The following is a 23,495-nucleotide window of genomic DNA, read 5'->3' on the forward strand; positions in this document are numbered from 1 at the left end:
TGATGTCGCAGATGCCCCAGCAGGCCGCTGTGTCGAAGTGCCCGAGCTGCGAGGAGCCCCTCGAGTCGGGTGACCGCTTCTGCGGTGCGTGCGGATACGACCTGTCCGTCGTGCCCGCGCGGCCCGAGGACAGTCCGACACTCGCCATCAACGGCGCGGTGCCCGCGCAGGAGGGCGTGGACTGGCCCGTGGCCCGGGACTCGGACGGCCACGGCCGCCCCGCCCCGGTGCACGCGGCGGCCGAACTCCCGGGCACGGACTCGGGCGGCTCCCCGCTGCTGCCGCCGCCCCCGCCGCCTCCGCCCGCGCCCGGTGTGCGGTTCGACCGGCCGGGCGAGCCCGACGAGTACCCGTTGCAGGCGCCCGACCCGCGGCTGACCGCCGAACAGGCCGTGCCCGCCCAACAGGCCGCCGCGGCCGAACCCGTCGCGCCCGCCGCACCGGCCCCGCCCACCGCACCGGCCGCGGCCGAGAAGGTGTGTGTGGCCTGCCGCGCGGGCCGGGTCGACGACGACGGCTACTGCGAGAACTGCGGGCACGCCCAGCCCCGCGAACGCGACCACATGGAGCAGGAGTCGGGACCGGTCGCCGCCGTCAGCGACCGCGGTCTGCGCCACCACCGCAACGAGGACGCGTTCGCGGTGGGCTGCACCGCGCTGCCCGACGGCGCCCCCGCCTCCGTGGCGATCGTCTGCGACGGCGTGTCCTCGGCGACCCGCCCCGACGACGCCTCCCTCGCCGCGTCCCGGGCGGCCGGCGCGTCGCTGCTCGGCGCCCTGCCGCGCGGCACGCACCCGCAGCAGGCCATGCACGACGCCATCCTCGCCGCCTCGCAGGCCGTCAACGCGCTGGCCGACGAGCCCGCCACCGCCCGCGAGCAGGCCCCGCACCAGAACGCGCCCGCCTGCACCCTGGTCGGCGCCGTGGTCACCGCGGGTCTGCTGGTCGTCGGCTGGGTCGGCGACAGCCGGGTCTACTGGGTGCCGGCCGACCGCACCACCCCGCCCGCCCGGCTCACCGAGGACGACTCGTGGGCCGCGCAGATGGTCGCCGCCGGTCTGATGAGCGAGGCGGAGGCCTACGCCGACGAGCGCGCCCACGCGATCACCGGCTGGCTGGGCGCCGACGCCTACGAACTGGAGCCGCACACCGCGTCGTTCAAGCCGGACCGCCCCGGTGTGGTCGTGGTCTGCACGGACGGCCTGTGGAACTACGCGGAGTCCGCCGAGGAGATGGCCGAGGCCATGCCCCTGGACGCCGCCGCCCGGCCGCTGCACGGCGCCCGCGTCCTGGTCGGTCACGCCCTGGACGGCGGGGGCCACGACAACGTAACAGTGGCCCTCCTGCCGTTCCCGGCCCCGCCGCAGGGGGCAGGATCGGCCTGAGGCCCCCGCACGGACACGGGTGGAGGGGCGGCCTCGCGGACCGCAGGGGGCGGTCCGCACCCGCAAGTCAGGACCCCCACCGCTGTGGGGACGTAAAGGGGGATGCGATCCGGCATGGCCAATTTCTCGAAGTCGAACGTGCCGCAGTTCGCGGTGGACGTCTACCAGAACGAGTACCTGCCCGAGGGCGGCCGTGAGGTCAACGCCATCGTCACGGTCACCGCGACCGGCGGCGGCACGGTCGGGAGCGCGGTCGCCGCGCCCCACCTGTACTCGCCCGGTCAGGGCCCGTCCGCCGCCGTGGCGCTGATGGTCGACTGCTCGGGCTCGATGGACTACCCGCCGACCAAGATGCGCAACGCCCGCGACGCCACGTCCGCCGCGATCGACACCCTGCGCGACGGCGTGCACTTCGCCGTGGTCGGCGGCACGCACGTGGCCAAGGAGGTCTACCCGGGCGGCGGCCGGCTCGCGGTCGCCGACGCCACCACCCGGGCACAGGCCAAGCAGGCGCTGCGCAGCCTCGGCGCGGGCGGCGGCACCGCCATCGGCACCTGGCTGCGGCTGGCCGACCGGCTGCTGTCCACCGCGGACGTCGCCATCCGGCACGGCATCCTGCTCACCGACGGCCGCAACGAGCACGAGTCGCCCGAGGACCTCAGGGCCGCGCTCGACGCCTGCGCCGGGCGTTTCACCTGCGACGCCCGTGGTGTGGGCACCGACTGGGAAGTGAAAGAAGTCACAGGGATCGCCTCCGCCCTGCTCGGCACCGCCGACATCGTCGCCGATCCGGCCGGTCTGGCCGCCGACTTCACGCGGATGATGGAGACGGCCATGGGCAAGGAGGTCGCGGACGTGGCGCTGCGGCTGTGGACCCCGGTCGGCACCACGGTGAAGTTCGTCAAGCAGGTCGCCCCGACGGTCGAAGAACTGACCGGCCGCCGCACCGAGGCGGGCCCGCGGGCCGGCGACTACCCCATCGGTTCCTGGGGCGACGAGTCCCGTGACTACCACGTCTGCGTGGAGGTACCGGCCGCGGGCATCGGCCAGGAGATGCTCGCCGCCCGCGTCTCCCTGGTCATCCCGGAGCCTGGGGGCAGTGTCCAGAACCTCGGCGCACAGGGTCTCGTACGGGCCGTGTGGACGGACGACATGACGGCCTCCACGTCGATCAACCCGCAAGTCGCCCACTACACCGGGCAGGCCGAACTGGCACAAGCCATCCAACAAGGGCTGGATCTACGCAAAGCGGGAGACATCGACGGAGCAACGGCCAGACTGGGCCGCGCGGTTCAGCTCGCCGGCGCCTCCGGAAACGCCGATACGGCGAAACTGCTCGCGAAGGTGGTGGACGTAGTGGACGCGGCGGCAGGTACTGTGCGACTGAAAGCGAAGGTCGAGGAGGCCGACGAGATGACTCTCGAGACCCGGTCGACCAAGACGGTTCGTGTAAAGAAGTGACGCACAACAACCGCGCGACACGCCCGCAAGAGAGGGAAGCTCCGACATGCCGACCTGCCCGAACGGACACCAGTCGGGTTCCGACGACTGGTGCGAGGTCTGCGGTCACCGCATGGCCGGTGCCGTGCCGCCCCCTCCGCCGCCACCGCCGCCCGGCGGCGGCTACGGCTTCCCGCCGCCCGCCGGTCCGGGCGGTCCCGGGGGGCCGGGCGGCGGTCCCGGCGGTCCCGGCGGCGAGCCGCAGTTGTGCCCGCAGTGCCGCACGCCGCGGGAGGGCGGTGCGCCGTTCTGCGAGGAGTGCCGGTGGAACTTCCTGACCAACACCGCCACCTCGTACACCCCGGCCGCCCCGCGTCCGCCGGCGTCCGGCGGCCCCGCCCCGGCGCCGCACTTCGGGCAGCCGCCCGCGGGTCCGTCGTACGGCGGCGGTGACTCGTACGACTACCAGGGCTCCCGCCCGTCCCAGATGAACCGTCCCGCAGAACCGATCCCCCCGGGCCCGCCGCCCTTCGGCGCCGACCCGTCGGGCCGCGGCGGTCCGGGTGGCCCCGGTGGACCCGGCGGTCCCGCGGGCGGCCCCGGTGGCCCCGGTGGCCCCGGTGGCCCGAACGGTCCCTACGGTCCCAATGGGCCCGGTGGCCCAGGTGGTCCCGGCGGTCCGGGTGGCCCCGCGGGCGGCTTCGGCGGCCCGGGTGGGCCTGGTGGGCCCAACGGTCCTGGTGGTCCCGGTGGGCCTGGTGGCGGCTTCGGTGGCCCCGGTGGTCCCGGTGGGCCCAACAGCCCGCACGCTCCCGGCGGTCCGAACGGGCCCGGCCGTCCCGGCGGCCAGGGGGGTCCCTCCGGTCCCCCGGCCCCTCCCGGTTTCGGGGGCGATCCGTCGCGTCCGGTTCCGCCGCCGCCCGGGCCCGTTCCGCCCCCGCCCGGTGGCGCCGGTGGCCCTGGCGGCCCCGGTGGCGCCCCGCAGGGGTTCCAGTCCGGTCCGCCCGCCCCGCCCGCCTTCCCGCAGGAGACCAACCGCCCGCAGCAGGGCGGCCCGTCCTTCGGCGGCGGTGACGACGACTGGGTGCTCTCCCCGCCGTCGTCCACCGGTCCGGGAGGCCCCGGCGGTCCGAACGGCCGGGGCCCGGCCCCGGCCCAGGGCGGTGGCTACGGCTACCCGCAGCCCGGCGCCACCCAGGCACCCCCGCCCCCGCCCGGCCAGGGTTTCCCGCAGCAGCCCCAGCAGCCGCAGCGGCCCCAGCAGCCGACGACCTGGTCGGCGACGATCGGTCCGGACCGCGAGTACTTCATGGCGATGATGCAGCGCTCCGGCCCCGAGGCCGCGGGTCTGAACCTGCCCGCGTACTCGCCCGAGCAGCAGCGCGCGCTCACCGGCAACCAGATCACCATCGGGCGCCGGAGGCACTCCACCGGCGACACCCCGGACATCGATCTGGCCGTGCCGCCGGAGGACCCGGGCGTCTCGCACCAGCACGCGGTGCTGGTGCAGCAGCCGGACGGTGGCTGGGCGGTCGTCGACCAGAACTCGACGAACGGCACGACGGTCAACGGCGGCGAGGAGCCGATCCAGCCCTTCGTGCCGGTGCCGCTCCAGGACGGCGACCGGGTGCACGTGGGCGCCTGGACGACGATCACGATCCGCCGGGGCTAGCGCCACCCGGCAGCACCGTCAGGCGAACGGCCAGGCGTAGGGGCCCTCGGGGTCGTCCAGCCACGCCCAGGCCCGTTCGCCGCTGACGGTGATGCCGTAGCGCTCGCGGGGCGGGGCGTCCTCGCGGTCCCACAGGGCGTACGCCTCCTGCGGATCGAGCCCGCCCCGGCTCAGCGCCAGCAGGAAGCGGAACAGGTCGTTCTCCCGGGCCCGGCGCGGTACGCCGCCCAGCCCCGGCGTCATGGGCTCGCCGCGGTCCGCGCCGCGCAGCGGTACGAAGTACGCGGGGGTGTGCAGGAAGCGCCCCTCGGCGTGCCCGGCGTCGCGGACGGTGAGGACGACGAGGCCGGTGGCCAGCGGGGTCAGGATCCGGCCGCCGGGACGGCACTGGGCCGGCCAGGCGCGCGGCACCGAGGACAGGGTGCAGGTGGCGAGGATCCGGTCGTAGGGGGCGCGCTCGGGGACGCCCCGGGCGCCGTCGCCCGTGACGACGACCGGGTGGTACCCGGCGGTCTCGAGGTGCCGGCGGGCGGACTCGGTGATCTCGGGCTCCAGATCGACGGTGGTGACCAGGTCGTCGTCGCCGAGGCGATGGGCGAGCAGGGCGGCGTTGTAGCCGGTGCCGGCGCCGATCTCCAGGACCCGGTCGCCGTCCCGCACGCCCAGCTCGACCAGCATCATCGCCATCAGCGAGGGCTGGCTGCTGGAGGAGAGCAGTTCGCCGTCGCGCAGCCGGGTCGCCAGCGGGGCGTCGGCGTACGCGCCGCGCGCCCAGCGCTCGCGGGCGGCGGGGTCGGGGTCCTCGCCCCACCGGCGTTCGTAGCCGCCGCGGACGCCGACGTAGTAGTACGGCACGAACAGGTGGCGCGGGACCGCCAGGAACGCCTCCCGCCACACCGGGTCGGCCGCCCAGGCACCGCTCAGCTCGATCTCCCGCACCAGCTCCGCCCGCGCGGAGGCGGCGAGGCTGTCCAGATCCTCGTACCCGCCCATGCCTCCACAGTACGGGCCGGGCGCGCGGCGGGCAGGGTCCCGGAGCGGTCCTAGGTCTTGAGTCCTATGCCCCCGTGTCTGAGACCATGGACGGCGTGAACGAGATTCGGCGCGGCACGCTTCAGGAGCAGACCTTCTACGAGCAGGTCGGCGGGGAGGAGACCTTCCGCCGGCTCGTCCACCGTTTCTACGAGGGGGTCGCCGAGGACCCGATCCTGCGGCCGATGTACCCGGAGGAGGACCTCGGGCCGGCCGAGGACCGTTTCGCGCTGTTCCTCATGCAGTACTGGGGCGGCCCGACGACGTACAGCGACAACCGCGGCCACCCGCGGCTGCGGATGCGGCACGCGCCCTTCGCCGTCGACCGGGCCGCGCACGACGCCTGGCTGAAGCACATGCGGGTCGCGCTCGACGAGCTGGGCCTGTCCGAGGAGCACGAGCAGACGCTGTGGAAGTACCTGACGTACGCGGCGGCCTCGATGATCAACACCGCGGGCTGATCCCGGTCCGGGCCTCGCGCGACCCGGCGGACTGACGGGCGCATTCCGGTCAGCCGTCGCCGAATTCCGGTCACAATCCGGTCAAGTCCACGTCCCGAGCGCTTACTTCCGGACCTTCCCCTCTGACAGCATCCCGGAGAGGTCTGGACAACAGCGGCGGGGGGCCGGGTGGCGGGGTACGGGGGGCTCGTGGGGTTCGTGCTGCTGCGGGCGCGGGCGCATCGCCTGCTGCTGGCCGCGGCCCTGCTCACCGTCCTGCTCACCACCACGGTGCTGGCCACCCTGACCGCCTACTCGGGCGCCATCGGCGACGCGGCCCTGCGGCACGCCCTCGCCGACGCGCGCACCGGGGCCGACGCCGCGCTGATCGTGAAGGCGGACGTACCGGCCGAGCAGCGGTCGGCCGCCGACGCGACCGTGCGCGAGGGCGCCGCGAAGACCTTCGAGGGGCTGCCGCGTACGGTACGGACCCTGGTGCGCTCGGGCCCGTACGCGCTGCCGGGCTCCCTGCGTCCGCCCACCGAGCGGTCCGGTGATCCCGACCTGACGTACTTCGCGGCGCTGGACCCGACGCAGGTCCGCGTCGAGGAGGGCCGGGTGCCCGTCGCGGACGGGGGCCCGGACGCCGAGGGCACCGTCGAGGTGGCGGTGCCGGTGGCCGCCGCCGAGCGCATCGGGGTCGGTACGGGCGACCGGCTCACCCTCACCGACCGGCTCGACGGCCCCGCCGTCCGCGTCGTGGTGAGCGGTCTGTACCGGCCGGTCGACGCCGGGTCACCGTACTGGCGCCTCGACGACCTGTCCGGGCGCGGCCTCCAGCAGGGCGGCTTCACGACGTACGGGCCGCTGCTCGCCCCGCCCGCTGCGCTGAGCGGCGGCCGGGTCAGCGCGGGGTCGTCCGGGTGGCTGGTGACGGCGGACTACGCGTCGCTGACGACCGGGCGGACGCGGGACCTCGGGGACGCGGCCCGGGGCGGCCTGGCGTGGCTGCGCGAGCAGCAGGTGCTGAGCGGCACCACCGCGGCGACCACCGAACTGCCCGCGATCCTGGAGCGTCTCGACCGTTCGCTGGAGGTCTCCCGTTCCACTCTCCTGGTCATCGCGTCGCAGCTCGTGCTGCTCGCGGGCGGCGCGCTGCTGCTGGTGGCGCGGCTGCTGAGCGTGGAGCGGGCGGACGAGCTGCGGCTGCTGCGGGCCCGCGGCGCCTCCCGGGGCCGGCTGGCGGCGGGGTCTGCGCTGGAGGCGCTGCTGCTGGCGGTGCCCGCGCTGGTCTGCGCGCCGCTGCTGGCCGGGCCGCTGATCCGGCTGCTGGCCGGACACGGGGCGCTGGCGCGGATCGGGCTCGGCTGGGAGCCGACGGCCGGCGGGGGCGGCACGGTGTGGCTGGTGGCGGCGGTCGCGGCCCTCGGGTGCACGCTGGCCGTGACGCTGCCCGCGCTGACCCTCGCGCCGGAGGCGGGTGGCGGCCGGTCCCGGGCGCTGCCGGGCTGGCTGCGGGCCGGCGCGGACGTGGGCCTGCTGGTGCTCGCCGGTATCGCCTACTGGCAGCTGGACCAGCAGACCTCCGCCGCCGGGGCGGGCGAGGGCGGGGCCGGGGCCGAGGGCGCGGCCGCGGGCGGTCTGGGGGTCGATCCGCTGTTCGTGGCGACGCCCACGCTGGCGCTGCTGGCCGGGACGGTGCTGGCGCTGCGGCTGCTGCCGCTGGTGGCACGGCTCGCGGAGCGCCGGGCGGCGAGCGGGCGCGGTCTCGCGGCGGCGCTGGCGGGCTGGCAGCTGAGCCGCCGTCCGATGCGCGGGGCGGGGCCGGTGCTGCTGCTGGTGCTGGCCGTGGCGCTGGGCACGATGGCGATCGGGCAGGGCGCCTCGTGGTCCCGTTCGCAGGACGACCAGGCCGACTTCCGCACGGGGGCGCCGATCCGGGTGCAGGCCGCGGGCACGCCGGGCCCGGGCCGCACCGACCAGGTCGCGGGTGTCACGGGGGTGGCGCAAGTCGCCCCCGCGGCCCGGTCCGAGGTCTCCCTGTCCGGCGACCGGACGGCGACGGTGCTGGCGCTGGACACCTCGCACGCGGCGGGCCTGATGCTGATGCGGCCGGACCTCGCCGACGAGTCGCCGCGGGCGCTGCTGTCCGGGATGGCGCCCGCTCGCCCGTCGAAGGGCGCGAGCATCCCGGCGGGCACGGCCCGGCTCGCGCTGGCGGCGACCCTGACCGTCCAGGGCGCCGACCCGGGCGCGGCCGACTCCGGGTCGGCGGACGTGACGGTCACCGTCGAGGACCGCTGGGGCACGCCGTACCGGCTGGCGGCCGGTTCACTGGCCGCCGACGGCCGGGAGCACACCCTCGGCCTGGACGTCTCCGCCGGACCGCTCACCCTGACCGGCGTCGAGTCCACGGTGGTCCAGCCCGGCGGCCGGAGCGAACAACACCGGCTGACCGTACGGCAGGTGACGGCCACGGCCGCCGACGGGACGGTACGCCCAGTGCCGCTGCCCGACGCCTGGACGGCCGGGTCGGAACTTGCGCCGCCGTCGGCCACGCCCCTCCCGGGCGGCGCCCCGTCCACGCCGCGCGTCCTCGGCTCCGGTCCGCTCGCCGTCGAGTACGACACCGGGCATTCGGAGGTCGGCAGCTGGAAGATCACCACGCTGACCGTGCGGCTGCGGGTCGCGCAGCCGGAGCCGGCCGAGGTGACCGGGGTGGCCACCGACCGTTTCCTCGACTCCTCGGGCGCCCGCGCCGGGCAGCGCGTCACGGTGCTGATCGGCGGCCACGACGTCCCGGTGCGGATCGTCCGCTCCGTGCGCGAACTGCCGGGCACCGGAGCCGAGAACCCCTCGGGGCAGTTCGGCGGCGCCCTGCTGGTCGACCTGCCCGCGGTCAACCAGCAGTTGCAGAGCGAGTACGGCGCCGCCGTCGCGCCCACCGAGTGGTGGCTGCGGGCCGGGCGGGGGCGGACCGACGAGGCGGCGGCGGGCCTGCGGGCGTTCCCGGACACCGCACCGGCCCAGGTGCTGGTGCGCGACGAGGTCGCGGAGCGGCTGCGGGACGACCCGTTCGGCGCCGGCCCCGGGGCGGCGTTCGCCGCGGCGACCCTGGTGGCGGGGGCGCTCGCCGCGGTCGGCTTCGCGGTCAGCGCGGCCGGGTCCCTGCGCGAGCGCGGCACCGAGTTCTCCGTGCTGCGCGCCCTGGGCGCCTCGCGCCGCCGACTGGCCCGCACGGTCGCCGCCGAGCAGGGTGTGCTGACCGGCCTGGCCCTGCTGACCGGCGCCGCCCTGGGCTCGGTCCTGACCCGGGCGGTGATCCCGCTGACCGTACTGACCCCGCAGGCCACCCGCCCCGTGCCGGAGGTCCACGTGGCCCTGCCGGGCGACCGCATCCTCCTGCTGGTGGCCGGCATGGCCGTCGTCCCGCTCCTGGTCACCGCGGCCCTGGCCCTGCGCCGCACCGACACGACGGTGACCCTCAAGGACCCCGGAGGCACCGGCCGGTGAACCCCACGACCGCGCTCAGGACGCTTACGACCGCACCTCGGGCGCCCACCCGGCCCCGCGCCCTGCCGGAGCGTCGAACGACCCCTGTGACGGCCACTCCGCCCGCGCCACCACCGCGCCGCGCGGATACCCCGGGGCCCCTCGAGGACGGAGGTACCGGACGGTGAACCCCGTGACCGCGCCCTGGGTGCGGACCCGGCTGCGGGCCGCGCCCGGTGCCGCCGTCGCGCTGGCGCTGCTGGTGGCGGTGACCGCGTGCCTGGCCGCCGCCTTCCCCCGGGCGCTGGACCGGTACACGGACGCCGGTCTGCGCCAGGCCGTCGAGCACGCCCCGGTCGGCGAGAGCGGCATCCTGGTGACCGCCGAGCCCGACCTCGACGGAGGGGTGGCCCACACGGAGGAGAGCGTCCGGCCCGAACGCCTCACCGAGCTCTACGAGTCCACCCTCGACACGGTCGAACGTCCGCTCGTCATCGACGAGAAGCGGTCCTCCTACGGCGTCCGCACCACCGAGACCCTGCCCTCGCCGGACACGTGGCTGCCCAGGCCCGACGGCCTCCCCGCCGAAATGCTCCTCGCCGCCCCGCACGGTCTCGCCGACCACTCCCGGCTGCGCTCCGGCCGACTGCCCGAGGTCCCCGGCGGGGAGGCGACCGCCTCGACCTCCGAGGTGCAGGCCGCGGTGACCGAGGAGACGGCCCGCACGCTGCACATCGAGGTGGGCTCCGTCATCCACCTGCCCGGCTCACAGGACCTCACCGTCCGCGTCACCGGCATCGTCACGCCCGAGGAGCCCGACAGTGCCTACTGGTCCGTCGACTCCCTGCTGCGCGGCCCCTCCCTGCGGCGCACGCCGGGACCGATGGGGGCCTCCAACCCCGCCTACTGGACCGGCGGCCTGCTGCTCGCCCCCGAGGCGGCCCCCGCGCTGCTGAGCGTGACCCCCACGGTCCGCTACTGGCACCTGACCCCCGACCCGGACGCCCTGCACAGCCGCGACCTCGACCCCCTCGCCTCCGCCGTGGCCTCCCTGGAGTCGGGACCCGGCCTGGAGAAGCTGCACGCGACGATCAGCCCCCTCACCGACGTCACGACCGGACTCGACGCCGCCTTCACCACGTACGGGGAACTCCGCGGCGACATCGGCCCGCTGATCGTCGTCGCCGCCTCGGGCACGGGCACGGTCGCCGCCGTCGTCCTGCTCATGGCGGGCGGCCTGGCCACCGACCGGCGCCGCGCCGAACTGGCACTGCTGCGGGCCCGCGGCGCCTCCGTACGGGGCATGGCGGGGCGGCTGCTGGCCGAGACGGCGGCCGCGGCCGTGCCCGCGGGCGCCCTCGGATGCGGCGTGGCCCTGCTCGCACTGCCCGGCGGCCGGCTGCTCCCCTCGCTGTGGGCCGCCGCCGCGGTCACCGCTGTGGCCTGCCTGGCGCTGCCGCTGCGGGCCGCCGCCGCGCACCGCGCCATAGGGGTCCACGACGGCCGCCGCGACGCGGTGTCCCCGCGTGCGTCGCGGCGCCGTACGGTCGCCGAACTGACCGTCGTGGTCCTCGCGCTCGGCGCGGTCGAGCTGCTGCGCCGGCGCGGGGCGACGGACGGCGCCGGTGACCTGGTGGCGATGGCCCCGGTCCTGGTCGGGGTGATCGCCGCGCTGGTGCTGGTGCGCCTGTATCCGCTGCCGCTGCGCGCACTGGCCCGCCCGGCCCGGCGGCTGCGGGGCGCCGTCGGACCGCTCGCGCTGGCCCGGGCCGCCCGCGGCTCCGCCTCCGCCGTACTGCCGCTGCTCGCGCTGCTGACCGCGTTCACCGTGGCGGCGTTCGGCGGCTCGGTCCTCAGCGGCGTGGCCGACGCCCGCGACCGGGCGGCGCTGCTCTCCGTCGGCGCCGACGGCCGGGTGGAGGCGGAGTCCGCGCTGCCCGCCGGGCTGCCCGGCCGCCTCGGAAAGACGCCCGGGGTGCGGGAGGTCACCGAGGTCGGCCTCGACTACCGGGCCAGGGCGAACGACGGCCGCCAGTCGCTGCCGCTCGCGACGGTGGACCCGGGCGACTACGCGGCGCTGGCCGGGCGGACGGACCTCGGCGCGTTCCCCGCGGGCGAGCTGAGACGGCCGGACGGAGCCGCGGGCGGTGCCGAGGACGCCGTGCTGCCCGCCCTGGCCTCGCCCGCGGTCGCCGAACGGTTCGGCGGCGACTCCTTCCGGGTGCGCCTGGCCGACGGCAGCACGGCCACGCTGCGGATCGCGCTGGTCCGCGACCGCACCCCGGCCGTGTCCGGCGACGACTTCCTCGTCGTGGACCGGGCCGGGCTGCCGACCGGGGCGGTCCGGCCGAACGTACTGCTGCTGACCGGCGACGACCTGGACGCGGGCGCGGTACGCCGGGCGACGGACGGCGCCGGCACCGTCCAGCTGCGGTCCGAGGAACGCGGCACGTACGTGGACTCGCCGCTGCAGTCCGGTGCGGAGCACCTCTACACGGCCGCCGTGACCTCCGCCGCCGGTTACGCCGCCCTGGCCCTGCTGCTGTCCCTCGCGAGCACCGCCCCCGAACGCACCGCCCTCCTCGCCCGGCTGCGCACCATGGGCCTCACCCGCGCCCAGGGCCGCCGCCTGCTCGTCCTGGAGTCGCTCCCGCAGGCCCTGCCCGCGGCACTGGGCGGCGTCCTGACCGGCTGGGCGGCCGTCCGGCTGCTCTCCCCCGGCATCGACCTGACGACCATCGCGGTGTCGGCGCCGACATCCCCCGCGGGGCGCGCGGAACTGAGCGCCGACCCGTGGTCGCTGGCCGTCCCGGCGGTGGCGGTGCTGGTCCTGACGGTGGGGGTGGCGGCGCTCCAGGCCTGGTGGTCGGGCCGCCGCGGCGCGGTGGCGGAACTCCGGGCGGGTGACGCGCGGTGACGGGGCGACCGGACGGACGGCGGACCGCGGACGGAGACACGGCGGACCGCGGACGCAGACACGGAGGAGACCCGATGACGACCAACCCCACCCTCGCGGACCTGGCCGACCGCGCCACGGCGTCCCGGGACCGGCCCGCGTACGGCCACGACGCCCTGATCACCTGCGACCGCCTGGTCCGGATCTTCAGCGCGGACGGCGTGGAGGTGCAGGCCCTGCAGGGGCTCGACCTGCTGGTGCGGGAGGGCGAGCTGATGGCGCTGGTCGGCGCCTCGGGCAGCGGCAAGTCCACGCTGATGAACATCCTGGCCGGGCTGGACACGCCGACCGCCGGAGCTGCCCGGGTCGCGGGGCGCGACCTGCTCGCGATGACGGCCAAGGACCGCCTGGCCTACCGCCGCACGGTGGTCGGTTTCGTGTGGCAGCAGACCTCTCGGAACCTGATGCCGTACCTGACGGCCGCGCAGAACGTGGCCCTGCCCATGCAGCTGGCCGGCACCGGCGGACGCCGGGCGGCGCGCACCGAGCGCGCGCTGGAGCTGCTGGACCTGATGGGCATCGCGGACTGCCGCGACCGGCGCCCGCAGCAGCTGTCCGGCGGGCAGCAGCAGCGGGTCGCCATCGCCGTGGCCCTCGCGTGCGACCCGTCGGTGCTGCTCGCGGACGAGCCGACGGGTGAGCTGGACTCCCACACCGCGGAACAGATCTTCGCCGCGTTCCGCACGGCGAACGAGCAGTTGGGCACCACGGTCGTCATCGTCACCCACGACCAGGCGGTGGCCGGTGAGGTCCGCCGCACCGTCGCCATCCGCGACGGCCGCACCTCCACGGAGGTGCTGCGCCGCAGCGAGGTGGACGCCGAGACCGGCCACGAGACGGTGGTGGCCCGCGAGTACGCCATGCTCGACCGCGCCGGGCGGCTCCAGCTGCCCGCCGACTACACCGCCGCCCTCGGCATGCGCGACCGCGTCGCCCTGGAACTGGAGTCGGACCACATCGCCGTACGCCCGGACGACAGCGAGGCCCAGCACTGAGCGGCGGTCCGGACGGGCCGTGGGGTCCGGACGGGCCGTGGGGTCCGGACGGGCCGTGGGGTCCGGACGGGCCGTGGGTCCGGACGGCTTCAGCGCACGCTGATGCCCAGGGCCCCGGTCCCCGCCCGCCGCAGCGCGACGGACCCGAAGGGCGTGCGCAGCCGCAGCCACGCGCCGGAGGAGAACAGCGTCGGCGCGCCCTCGCCCCCGCCCGCGCCGGACCCCGACGCTCCGGAGGGCCGCAGGAACCCGAGGGACTGGGCCGCGTGCACGGCCCGTACCGGCAGCCCGGTCTCCCCGACCGTCCGGGACCAGATGTCCCGCCCGATCCGGTCGAGTTCGGCCCGCGTACGGTCCTCGGCCGCCAGCTCCTCGGTACGTGCCCGGAACTCCGCCACCGCCGCGGCGACCAGCGCGCGCAGGGCATCCGGGGCGGGCAGCCCCGCCTCGGTCCGCCAGCCCCCGCGCGGGGGCAGCACCCCGGCCCAGGGCGGCCCGGTCACCGCGTCCGGCACGCCGGATGTGGCCGTCTGCTCGTCCACGGTCTCCAGCAGCTCACCGGCGGAGACGGTCACGTCGAGCGTGTCGTCGAGCCCGTTCTCGTACGGCTTGGCCAGCCGTACCGCGCGCACGGCCAGCACCTCGAAGGAGGGCGGCCGCCCGAAGACGGCCAGGGCGGTGCCGGCCGCCTGGAGGCGCACCGCGGCCGAACGGTCGTAGTGGAGCAGCCGGGAGAGGAAGGCCGCGAGATCCGCGGCCTCCCCCTCGTCGGCCAGGTGGAGGACCGTCATGCGGCGACGGCCTCCTCCTTGGCGTCCGTGTACTCCTGGAGGAACTCCCGTTCCTCCGCGGTGATCCGGCGGGGCCGCTGCGCCTCGAAGTCGAACGGCACGATCACCGTGGAGGCGCGGACGTAGACCTCGTCCCCGTCCTTGACCTCGTAGGTGAGGGTGAACGAGGCCGCCCGGATCTCCGTGACCCACAGCTCGACGTCGACCGGGTGGTGCCGGTGGACGAGCTGCCGCTTGTAGTCGATCTCATGGCGGGCCACCACCGACCCCTGCTTGAAGTCCTTGTCCGGGCGGAACAGGAAGTCGATACGGGCCTCCTCCAGGTAGCGGAGGAAGACCACGTTGTTGACGTGGCCGTACGCGTCCATGTCCGCCCAGCGCAGTGGGCAGCGGTAGATGTGCCGCAAGATCAGCCCCGGGTCAGCTTCTTGTAGGTGGCGCGGTGCGGACGGGCGGCGTCCGCACCCAGCCGCTCGACCTTGTTCTTCTCGTAGGACTCGAAGTTGCCCTCGAACCAGAACCACTTGGACTCGCCCTCGTAGGCGAGGATGTGGGTGGCCACCCGGTCCAGGAACCACCGGTCGTGGGAGACGACCACGGCGCACCCGGGGAACTCGAGCAGAGCGTTCTCCAGGCTGCTCAGGGTCTCGACGTCGAGGTCGTTGGTCGGCTCGTCGAGGAGCAGCAGGTTGCCGCCCTGCTTGAGGGTGAGCGCGAGGTTCAGCCGGTTGCGCTCACCGCCGGAGAGGACTCCGGCCGCCTTCTGCTGGTCCGGCCCCTTGAACCCGAAGGCGGAGACGTACGCGCGCGACGGCATCTCCACCTGACCGACGTTGATGTAGTCCAGTTCGTCGGAGACGACGGCCCACAGCGTCTTCTTCGGGTCGATGTGCTCGCGGCTCTGGTCGACGTAGGAGATCTTGACGGTGTCGCCGACCTTGATCTCGCCGGAGTCCGGCTCCTCAAGCCCCTGGATCATCTTGAACAGGGTCGTCTTACCGGCGCCGTTGGGGCCGATGACCCCGACGATCCCGTTGCGGGGCAGCGTGAAGGACAGGTCGTCGATCAGCACCTTCTCGCCGAAGGCCTTGCTGAGGTTGTTCACCTCGACGACGACGTTGCCGAGCCGGGGGCCCGGCGGGATCTGGATCTCCTCGAAGTCCAGCTTCCGCATCTTGTCGGCCTCGGCGGCCATCTCCTCGTACCGCGCCAGGCGGGCCTTGGACTTGGCCTGCCGCCCCTTGGCGTTGGAGCGCACCCACTCCAGCTCGTCCTTGAGGCGCTTCTGCCGCTTGGCGTCCTTCTGGCCCTCGACCTTGAGGCGGGTGGCCTTGGTCTCCAGGTACTTGGAGTAGTTGCCCTCGTAGCCGTGCAGGCGGCCGCGGTCGACCTCGCAGATCCAGCCGGCGACGTTGTCCAGGAAGTACCGGTCGTGGGTCACGGCCACGACGGTGCCCTCGTACTTGGCGAGGTGCTGCTCCAGCCAGTTGACGGACTCGGCGTCGAGGTGGTTCGTCGGCTCGTCGAGCAGCAGCAGGTCGGGCGCCTCCAGCAGCAGCTTGCACAGCGCCACGCGACGCTTCTCACCACCGGAGAGGTTCACGACCGGCCAGTCGCCGGGCGGGCAGCCCAGCGCGTCCATGGCCTGCTCCAGCTGGGCGTCGAGGTCCCAGGCGTTGGCGTGGTCCAGCTCCTCCTGGAGCTTGCCCATCTCCTCGAGGAGCGCGTCCGAGTAGTCGGTCGCCATCTGCTCGGCGATCTCGTTGAACCGGTCGAGCTTGCCCTTGACCTCGGCGACACCCTCCTGGACGTTCTCCAGGACGGTCTTCTCGTCGTTGAGCGGGGGCTCCTGCAGCAGGATGCCGACGGTGTAACCCGGGGACAGGAAGGCGTCCCCGTTCGAGGGCTGCTCCAGCCCCGCCATGATCTTCAGAACGGTCGACTTACCGGCACCGTTCGGTCCGACCACACCGATCTTCGCGCCGGGCAGGAAGCTCAGGGTGACGTCATCAAGGATCACCTTGTCGCCGTGCGCCTTGCGCGCCTTGCGCATGGTGTAAATGTACTCAGCCAAGAGAAACCGTCCGGCAGCTTGATCAGGCAGTGGGCAGATACACCCCATCTTGCCGCACCGCCACCCCTGGGCGGAAACCCGTTTGACGCGACCTCTCTGACCTGGGGGTTTCGTGCGCTGCGCTACCGTGCCGCCGTGACCAGCGCGACGGGGCGTCCGCTCCTCTTCCTCGACATCGACGGCCCGCTGATCCCGTTCGGATCACCGGTCGGCGCCGCTCGCCCCGTCGACGAGGGGAATCCGCTGCTGGCCCGGCTGGACCCCGGGGTCGGGGCGCGCCTGTCGGCCCTGGGCTGTGATCTTGTCTGGGCGACGACGTGGGGGGAAGAGGCGAACGAGGCCGTCGCCCCGCGCATCGGCCTCCCCAGACTGCCCGTACTGGACCGGCCGGACGCCTGCGCGGAGGGAGGCCCGCGGGGGCTGCACTGGAAGACCCGTCCCCTGGTCGAGTGGGCCGATGGCCGTCCCTTCGTCTGGGTCGACGACGAGATCGGCGCCATGGACCGCCAGTGGGTGGCGGCCGCTCACCCCGGCCCGTACCTGCTCCACCGCGTCGACCCGGTCGAGGGCCTCACGGACGCCGACTTCGCCCTGCTCGCCGTTACTGCTCGTTCCTTCGGCGGACGAAGAGGAGGACCGCGCCGCCGATGACCACGAGGCCGATGGCCGCGCCGCCGATCAGGGGGGTCGCGTCGGAGCTGCCGGTTTCGGCGAGGTTGGGGTTGGGGGAGGGGGTGACGACCGGGGCGGGGGCCGGTTCGCTGAGGGTGTGGGTGGTGTCGGCCAGGGCGGCGCTCTGGGTGCGGCAGTCGAGGACGCCGTTGAAGCGCTGTGCGAAACCGGCCGGGCCGCGGATCGTGAAGTCGTAGGCGCGGTCCTCCGGCAGCGGGACCGGCACCGTCCGGGTCGCGCCCGGCGCGACGGTGTACTCGGTGTCCAGGAGTTCGAAGGTGAAGGGCTCGTCGCCCTTGTTGAGCGCGGTGATGTCGAGGGTGCCCTCGGCGCAGTTCTTCTCGGCGGACAGGGCGGGTATCGCACCCTCGGCGGCCCAGGTGGCGGTCGCCGTCGCCGTGACCGTCGACTCGCTGGAACCGGCCAGGATCTGCGTCTGGCTGCGGCTCTCGGAGGCGAAGGCGCGGCCGACCGGCACGGTCGTCGACGCCTGGACGGACAGCCGGGCGGTGCCGGCCTCCGCGTCCTCGGGCACGTCGAAGAAGATCTGGGTGCCGTCGGTGACCTCGGTGACCGGCTCGCCCTTCTTGTCGACGATCCGTACGGCGTCCTTGGCGGTGGCGTCCACCGGGGGCGTCACCGTCGCGCCGCCCGCGTTGGTGTGGACCGTCACCGGGCCGAGCCGCTCGCCGGGGCGGCCCGAGACGGCCGGCGGGTCGAGGGCGAGGGACGCCGCGGGCTCGGCCAGGTCGCGGGCGTTCTTCTCCAGGTAGTCGGCGAGCCGCTCGGCCTGCGGGTCGACGGCCTCGACGTCCGTGTCGTCCGAGTACCGCCAGATGGCGACCTGGGTACCGGCCGCCGCGTCCTCCTCGGTGAGCCCGCCCCGGACGCCCGCCTTCTTCGCGAGCGCGGCCAGGTCGTTGACCTGCGGGTAGGAGTGCCCCAGGATCCAGCGGACGCGGCCGGCGTCCTTGTTGGTGCCCAGCGACGTCCCGCTCCAGGGAGTCTCCTGGTACTTCGCGTCCTTCTGCGTCGGGTTCTGGATGTCGACGCAGTACGTCTGCAGCATGCCGCCGCCCTCGACGGACATCTCGAACAGGCCGGCCGACACCTGCTGGTCGCCGTCCTCCCCGTGGATGACCGCGGTGCCGTGCGTCTTCAGGCCGCCTATCGTGGCCGTCGCCCCGCCCTGTCCCCGTACGCCGTCCCGCGCGCCGTCCTGGGCGGCGGCCGGTGCCGCGGCGGTCACCGCACCGGCGACGGCGAGCGCGGACGCCAGCGCTCCGGCGGCCAGACGCGCCGCCCCTCGACCGGGCAGGAACGGCGCAGCGAGCGAAGAAAACACAAATTCCCCTTCGAGCAGGACCCGTTGGCGTGGGGGGAACGGTCCCACCAGCAGAATCAGCAGCCACACAAGGCTCGTTCGGCATCCTAAGGACGTGACGGACCGGGCTTGCCGGTGATCGTCGCCCGCGCGGTGATCCGAATCGGAATCGTTATCGCCGAGAGCACCTTTGAGCAGGGCTTATCGACAAATCCACCTGGGTCCGCCCCGGGCGCATGCGGGGACAAGCCGCACTTCGGGCGGTTTGGGAGGGGCCCGTCGGCGTCGGTGTCATCGGTGTCATCCCACCGGGACGGGCTCCGGTCGCTGTTCGGGGGCCGGAGCGGTCGGCTGCTCCGCCGACTCCCCCGTCGGCTCCCCGGCCGGTGCCCCGGTCGGTCCCGCGGCAGCCATCTCCCAGTTGGGTTCCGGCTGGGGCGGGGAGGTCGATGCCTCCGCCCTGCCGGTGCGCCGGAAGGCTGCCGTGCCGCGGGCGAGATCGTGACCGATCGCCACCGCGTCGATGTCGGCCGAGGTCCTGCTCTGCCCCTCGCGCACATCGGTGCGCACCTTGAGCCTGCCCTGCACGACGACGGGGTCGCCCACCGCCAGTGATCCCGAGGCGTTGGCGGCGAGCTGCCGGTTGGCCCACACCGTGAAGAAGTTGGTGTGTCCGTCCGTCCAGGCGCTCTTCTCGCGGTCCCAGTAGCGCGCGGTGACCGCGAGCCGGAAGCGCAGCGACGGTCCGTTCGCCAGGTGCCGGAAGACCGGCTGGGTGGCCACGTTCCCCACCGCGCAGATCATCGTCTCGTTCATCGCGAGTCCTCCCTCCCGCACGGGCCTGTCCCGTACGGCGGCCGGGGCGACCGCGTCCGTCGCGATCGCCGTGGAGGCCAGATTGCCCGCGTTCGGGCCGGTCCGCCGCGGGCTGTGGACCGGCCCGGCGCCTGTGGAGAACTCCACCACCCGCACGGGTGGCGGCCGTGGACGGGCGCCGCTACCTCGCCGCGGCCCCCACCCCCGTCCCCGCCCCTGTGACCCGCGCGTACTGTTCCCGCACCTCGCGGTAGCGCAGCAGTTCCGCCGCCAGCGGATCCAGCACCCTGGCCCGGCCGCACCCCGCGGCCGCCTCCCGCAACAGGCGTTCCGCCTCGTGGCCGTAGCGCTTGGCGGGTCCGCGAGCCGCCAGACGGCAGCTCCACTCGATGAGCGGACCGCCGACGATGCCGGCCAGCATCAGCAGCACGGGCACTCCCAGGTTCGGCGGCACGATGCCGATGATCTGGCCCAGCAGCCACAGGCCGCCCACCACCTGGAGCAGGGTCATGGTCGCCTGGGCGAGGACGGCCACCGGCCACCATCCGGGCCGCGGCGGGCGTCCCGGCGGCAGCCCCGCGCGCACCACCAGCTCGTCGAGGGCCTCGGGCAGCCCCTGGGCGCCGCGGACGGCCGCCTCACGCATCGCCAGCGCCCACGGCGCCGGCAGTCCGGCCGATGCCCGGTCCGAGACCGTACGCACCGCCTGTTCGACGCGCTGACGGGCCGTGGCCTCCTCGTCCGCCTGGGAGCGCGTGGACAGCCGTCCCGTCACGGGATCGCGCCGGTCGTGGTACCAGCGCCACAGCCGCAGCCAGGGAGTCCCGCACGCGCGGTTGGCGTTGCGCAGCCAGGCGCGTTCGGCCGCCTCGCCCGCCGCGGTGGCGCCCACCGCGTCGGCCAGCCGGTCCGCGAACTCCTCCCGCGCCTCCTCGCTGAGCCCGGTGCGCCGCCCCGTGACGTACAGGGGACGCAGGTGCCGGGCGGCGGCGTCCACATCGGCCGCGATGCGGCGGGCCGGAGCCTGCCGTTGGGCGACGAACTGGCCGAGTGTCTCGCGCAGTTCGCCGACCCCCTCACCGGTGAGCGCGGACAGGGAGAGCACGGTCGCGCCCGGTTCGCCGTGCTCGCCCAGCGCGATGCCGTCCTCGTCGAGCAGGCGCCGCAGGTCGTCGAGGACCTGCTCGGCGGCCTCCCCGGGCAGCCGGTCGACCTGGTTGAGGACGACGAAGGTGACCTCGGCGTGGCCCGCCATCGGCCGCAGATAGCGCTCGTGGATCAGGGCGTCGGCGTACTTCTCCGGGTCGACGACCCAGATGACGGCGTCGACCAGGGCCAGGATGCGGTCCACCTGCTCGCGGTGCTGTACGGCCGCCGAGTCGTGGTCGGGCAGGTCGATCAGGACCAGCCCGCGCAGCGGCGACTCGGAGTCCGGGTGCTGGAGCGGACGGCGGCGCAGGCGGCCCGGGATGCCGAGCCGGTCGAGGAGGCTGGCGGCGCCGTCGCTCCAACTGCACGCGATGGGTGCGGCGGTGGTCGGCCGGCGGACGCCGGTCTCGGAGATGGTCACCCCGGCGAGGGTGTTGAACAGCTGCGACTTGCCGCTGCCGGTCGCGCCCGCGATGGCGACGACGGTGTGCTGTCCGGAGAGCCTGCGCCGCGCGGCGGCCTCGTCCAGGACCCGGCCCGCCTCGGCCAGGGTGCCGCTGTCGAGCCGGGTCCGGGAGAGTCCCACCAGTTCGCGCAGGGCGTCCAGGCGCGACCTGAGGTTCCCGTCGTAGGCGAGCGGCATCAGGGCGGCCGAGGTCGCGGGGGGCCTGCTCGGCAGGACGGCGAACTGCTCGGCCCCGCCGTTCTCGTCCACCCGCCGTGCGATCAGCCCGTCGCCCCAGGCGGCCTCCCCGTCCCCGGAACCTCCCGCGCCACCCGCGCCACCCGGCCCGCCCGGCCCGCCGGTCGAGTCCTCGGTACGGTCCGCGCGGGGGTGCGCCCCGGGGGCCTCGTCCCGCACGCGCGCGTGAGAGCCGTCCGAGCGCTCGCTGCCGCGTTCCCGCGAACGCCTCCCGCGCCCCGCGTTCCCGTCCTCGCCCGCCTCCCCCGCCGCGTCCTCGCGCGGGGCGCGCTCACGGGCGGCACGCTCGCGGACGGCTGCCTGCCCGGCAGCGTCCTCCCGGCCCCGGCTGTCCGACCCGCCTCGGCCGTCGCGCGGGCCCCGGTCGTCCCGGTGCTCTCGGTCCCGGTGGTCCAGGTGGTCCCGGTCCCGGTCGTCCCGGCTGTGTCGCTCGTCCCGGCTCTGTCGCTCGTCCCGGCCGCCCCGACGGCTCTGGCCGTCCCTGCGGTCCCGATCGTCCCGCCGGTCCCGGCCGTCTCCTTCCTCCCGTCGATCTCGCTGCTCCCGTGCAGCCCGGTCGTCCCGGCCGTCTCGCTGCTCCCGGCCGTCACGCCTCTCCCGGACAGCCCGGTCGCCTCGGTCGCCTCGGTCGCCCAGGACGCCTCGGTCCTCCCGGTCCTCCCGGGAGCCCGACGTATCGGCCGCCCGGTCCGCGCGCTCCGCCTCCTTCGTCGCGGGGTCGGTGTGCTCGGTGTGCTCGGTGGGGTCCTGGTCAGTGACGGCGGTCACCGGTCACCTCTCCTTCTGCAGTACGGACAGCGCGGCGATCAGCTCTGCCTGTGGCTCGGGGTGCACCTCGAGACCGTCGAGCGGCGCCAGCCTGCGCTCCCGCTCGACGTGCATGACCCGGTCGACGTGTTCCTCGAGCAGCCGTCCGCCCCGGTCGCGCAGCCGCAGCGCGCCGTGGGCGCCGATCCGCTCGGCGAGCCGCTCCCCGGCGACGCGCGCGCGCCGCCCGCCCAGCAGCACGGTGGCGACCAGACCGGCCACCACCCCGGGGTCCGGTGCCAGGTTCCGGTCCAGCTCGCGCACCTCGTCCTCGGCGTACTCCTCCAGTTCGCGCCGCCAGCGCCGTACGGCCATCCCGATGCGGTGCTCGGCGCTCTCCGGTGCGGGGGCGTGGCCGGCGAGTTCGGGGGCGTCCGCGGCCGGTTCGTGCCGCCAGGCCTCGTCGACGCGTTCGTCGGCGGCCGTGACGGCGCACAGCAGCAGGGCGCTCAGGCTCTCCACCAGCGAGTCGAGGAGCTCTTCCGGGGAGCAGTCGAGGGGGAAGGCCCGCCAGCGCTTGAGCGCGTCCCCGGCGAGCACGGCGCCCGCCTGCAACCGCCCCCGTACGCGCGCGTGCTCGCCGTCGTAGGCGCCGTCGACGGCGGCGGTGAGCCGCAGCGCGGCGGCGTACTGTGCGGCGGTGGCCCCGGCCAGTTCGGGCATCCGGGACTTGAGCGAGTCCAGGATGCCGTGCGCCGTGCGGGCCATGGCGTGGTGCCGGGCCTCCAGTTCCTGCGCCCGGTGGACGAGCCAGGACCGCAGGGGCGCCACGGCGCTGGCGGGCAGCAGGCCGCCGCCCCAGGCCGACTCGGGCAGCTCGGGGACCGTGAAGCGGGGAACGTCGCCCAGTCCGGCCTTGGTGAGCAGCGCCCCGTACTGCCGCGACACCTCGGACACCACCTGGTGGGGCACCCGGTCGAGCACGGTGACGAGGGTGGCGTCGTACTCCTTGGCGGTGCGCAGCAGGTGCCAGGGCACCGCGTCGGCGTACCGCGCGGCCGTGGTGACCATCACCCAGATGTCGGCGGCGCAGATCAGTTCGGCCGCCAGGACGCGGTTGTCGGCGACGAGGGAGTCGACGTCGGGCGCGTCGAGGAGGGCGATGCCGGGCGGCAGGGTGTCGGCGGTCTCGACCCGCAGCACGCGCGCGGGGTTCTCGCCGGGCAGCAGCAGGTCGTCGTCGGGGTCCCGGTGGGGCACCCACACGCGCGTGAGGTCGGGCAGCACCCGCATGCCGCTGAACCAGTGGTGGTCCTCCGGGTGGCACACCAGGACCGGCGTGCGGGTCGTGGGCCGCAGCACGCCCGCCTCGCTGACCCGGCGGCCCACCAGGGAGTTCACCAGGGTCGACTTCCCGGCGCCGGTGGACCCGCCCACCACGGCCAGCAAGGGCGCTTCCGGCTCCTTCAGGCGGGGCACCAGGTAGTCGTCGAGCTGCGCGAGCAGTTCGTCGCGGTTGGCACGCGCGCGTGGGGCCCCCGGCAGGGGCAGCGGGAAGCGTGCGGCCGCGACACGGTCGCGCAGGGCGGAGAGTGCGTCGAGCAGCTGAGGCCGTACGTCCAAGGTCACCACATGTGAAGAATGCCCAATTTTGAGGGAATTCTGAAGCATATGAGCATGATGAGCATGTCTGCGCCCCGACCGGACACTCCGGACGGAAGGGACTACTGGGGCGCGAGGACAGTTCAGGCATAACGAGTGGACAACACCCGGTGCGCGAGACGCCAAAAGCGATGCACGATTCGTA

The 23,495-nt window shown here is 75.0% G+C and carries 16 protein-coding genes; 8 read left to right on the plus strand and 8 right to left on the minus strand.

What is annotated here, in order from left to right:
- Positions 1 to 2 precede the first annotated feature (2 nt).
- The 3 genes from ACGH52_RS13785 to ACGH52_RS13795 all read left to right on the plus strand — a co-directional run bounded on the left by ACGH52_RS13785 (position 3) and on the right by ACGH52_RS13795 (position 4,497).
- On the plus strand, positions 3 to 1,385 hold the full coding sequence (locus ACGH52_RS13785; protein WP_210975399.1) for a PP2C family serine/threonine-protein phosphatase: 1,383 nt from the start codon (positions 3 to 5) through the stop codon (positions 1,383 to 1,385).
- 114 nt (positions 1,386 to 1,499) lie between these two features.
- Complete coding sequence (locus ACGH52_RS13790) at positions 1,500 to 2,846, plus strand: VWA domain-containing protein (RefSeq protein WP_059302422.1); 1,347 nt, start codon at positions 1,500 to 1,502, stop codon at positions 2,844 to 2,846.
- A gap of 46 nt (positions 2,847 to 2,892) precedes the next feature.
- Positions 2,893 to 4,497, plus strand: coding sequence for an FHA domain-containing protein (locus ACGH52_RS13795; RefSeq protein ID WP_399939403.1), 1,605 nt, complete (start codon positions 2,893 to 2,895; stop codon positions 4,495 to 4,497).
- Positions 4,498 to 4,515: 18 nt separating this feature from the next.
- Here the strand turns inward: ACGH52_RS13795 and ACGH52_RS13800 are convergent, their stop codons facing one another.
- Entirely contained in the window at positions 4,516 to 5,490 is a 975-nt protein-coding gene (locus tag ACGH52_RS13800; RefSeq protein WP_210975397.1) for a methyltransferase domain-containing protein, read from the minus strand.
- Positions 5,491 to 5,576: 86 nt separating this feature from the next.
- Here ACGH52_RS13800 and ACGH52_RS13805 point away from each other — a divergent pair, with 86 nt between their 5' ends.
- From ACGH52_RS13805 to ACGH52_RS13820, 4 genes are all read left to right on the plus strand, one after another.
- Complete coding sequence (locus tag ACGH52_RS13805) at positions 5,577 to 5,990, plus strand: globin (protein WP_059302397.1); 414 nt, start codon at positions 5,577 to 5,579, stop codon at positions 5,988 to 5,990.
- A 198-nt stretch (positions 5,991 to 6,188) separates the two neighbouring features.
- Positions 6,189 to 9,482 carry an FtsX-like permease family protein gene (locus ACGH52_RS13810; protein ID WP_399946748.1) on the plus strand — a complete coding sequence of 1,098 codons (3,294 nt, stop codon included), beginning with the start codon at positions 6,189 to 6,191 and terminating at the stop codon, positions 9,480 to 9,482.
- Positions 9,483 to 9,654: 172 nt separating this feature from the next.
- Positions 9,655 to 12,378 (plus strand): FtsX-like permease family protein, encoded by a 2,724-nt coding sequence (locus ACGH52_RS13815; RefSeq protein WP_399939407.1) that lies wholly within the window; start codon positions 9,655 to 9,657, stop codon positions 12,376 to 12,378.
- Between the two features lie 74 nt (positions 12,379 to 12,452).
- Positions 12,453 to 13,412: an ABC transporter ATP-binding protein gene (locus ACGH52_RS13820; RefSeq protein WP_076974366.1), complete on the plus strand. Its 960-nt coding sequence runs from the start codon at positions 12,453 to 12,455 to the stop codon at positions 13,410 to 13,412.
- Between the two features lie 89 nt (positions 13,413 to 13,501).
- Here the strand turns inward: ACGH52_RS13820 and ACGH52_RS13825 are convergent, their stop codons facing one another.
- Genes ACGH52_RS13825 through ettA form a run of 3 tightly spaced genes read right to left on the minus strand, consistent with a single transcriptional unit; the run spans position 13,502 to position 16,277 of the window.
- Positions 13,502 to 14,203, minus strand: a complete 702-nt coding sequence (locus tag ACGH52_RS13825) for a hypothetical protein (RefSeq protein WP_399939410.1) — start codon at positions 14,201 to 14,203, stop codon at positions 13,502 to 13,504.
- Complete coding sequence (locus ACGH52_RS13830; RefSeq protein ID WP_059302402.1) at positions 14,200 to 14,610, minus strand: thioesterase family protein; 411 nt, start codon at positions 14,608 to 14,610, stop codon at positions 14,200 to 14,202. The genes ACGH52_RS13825 and ACGH52_RS13830 overlap by 4 nt, the downstream gene beginning before the upstream one ends.
- A 2-nt stretch (positions 14,611 to 14,612) precedes the next feature.
- Entirely contained in the window at positions 14,613 to 16,277 is a 1,665-nt protein-coding gene (gene ettA / locus ACGH52_RS13835; protein WP_076974368.1) for an energy-dependent translational throttle protein EttA, read from the minus strand.
- Between the two features lie 135 nt (positions 16,278 to 16,412).
- On the opposite strand from ettA, the gene ACGH52_RS13840 reads away from it, so the two are divergent.
- Positions 16,413 to 16,928, plus strand: a complete 516-nt coding sequence (locus ACGH52_RS13840; RefSeq protein WP_121701267.1) for an HAD domain-containing protein — start codon at positions 16,413 to 16,415, stop codon at positions 16,926 to 16,928.
- Here the strand turns inward: ACGH52_RS13840 and ACGH52_RS13845 are convergent.
- The 4 genes from ACGH52_RS13845 to ACGH52_RS13860 form a co-directional block, all read right to left on the minus strand.
- Complete coding sequence (locus ACGH52_RS13845; protein ID WP_399939415.1) at positions 16,879 to 18,294, minus strand: Cys-Gln thioester bond-forming surface protein; 1,416 nt, start codon at positions 18,292 to 18,294, stop codon at positions 16,879 to 16,881. The two genes, ACGH52_RS13840 and ACGH52_RS13845, sit on opposite strands and share 50 nt — an antisense overlap.
- A gap of 279 nt (positions 18,295 to 18,573) precedes the next feature.
- A complete protein-coding gene (locus ACGH52_RS13850; RefSeq protein WP_399946751.1) occupies positions 18,574 to 19,089 on the minus strand; it encodes a single-stranded DNA-binding protein in 516 nt (171 codons plus the stop codon).
- A gap of 181 nt (positions 19,090 to 19,270) precedes the next feature.
- On the minus strand, positions 19,271 to 21,709 hold the full coding sequence (locus ACGH52_RS13855) for a GTPase (RefSeq protein ID WP_399939419.1): 2,439 nt from the start codon (positions 21,707 to 21,709) through the stop codon (positions 19,271 to 19,273).
- A gap of 3 nt (positions 21,710 to 21,712) precedes the next feature.
- On the minus strand, positions 21,713 to 23,320 hold the full coding sequence (locus ACGH52_RS13860; RefSeq protein ID WP_121702006.1) for a dynamin family protein: 1,608 nt from the start codon (positions 23,318 to 23,320) through the stop codon (positions 21,713 to 21,715).
- Between the last annotated feature and the right edge of the window lie 175 nt (positions 23,321 to 23,495).

It is taken from the genome of Streptomyces sp. BBFR25 (assembly GCF_044590125.1).
Classification (GTDB): Bacteria; Actinomycetota; Actinomycetes; order Streptomycetales; family Streptomycetaceae; genus Streptomyces; species Streptomyces canus_D.

Excerpts from the sequence above, each read along its gene's own strand:
- ACGH52_RS13800 (WP_210975397.1), bottom strand. The coding sequence starts at position 5,490 with ATGGGCGGGTACGAGGATCTGGACAGCCTCGCCGCCTCCGCGCGGGCG.
- ACGH52_RS13820 (WP_076974366.1), top strand. The coding sequence starts at position 12,453 with ATGACGACCAACCCCACCCTCGCGGACCTGGCCGACCGCGCCACGGCG.
- ACGH52_RS13790 (WP_059302422.1), top strand. The coding sequence starts at position 1,500 with ATGGCCAATTTCTCGAAGTCGAACGTGCCGCAGTTCGCGGTGGACGTC.
- ACGH52_RS13850 (WP_399946751.1), bottom strand. The coding sequence starts at position 19,089 with ATGAACGAGACGATGATCTGCGCGGTGGGGAACGTGGCCACCCAGCCG.
- ACGH52_RS13795 (WP_399939403.1), top strand. The coding sequence starts at position 2,893 with ATGCCGACCTGCCCGAACGGACACCAGTCGGGTTCCGACGACTGGTGC.
- ACGH52_RS13805 (WP_059302397.1), top strand. The coding sequence starts at position 5,577 with ATGGACGGCGTGAACGAGATTCGGCGCGGCACGCTTCAGGAGCAGACC.
- ACGH52_RS13785 (WP_210975399.1), top strand. The coding sequence starts at position 3 with ATGTCGCAGATGCCCCAGCAGGCCGCTGTGTCGAAGTGCCCGAGCTGC.
- ACGH52_RS13825 (WP_399939410.1), bottom strand. The coding sequence starts at position 14,203 with ATGACGGTCCTCCACCTGGCCGACGAGGGGGAGGCCGCGGATCTCGCG.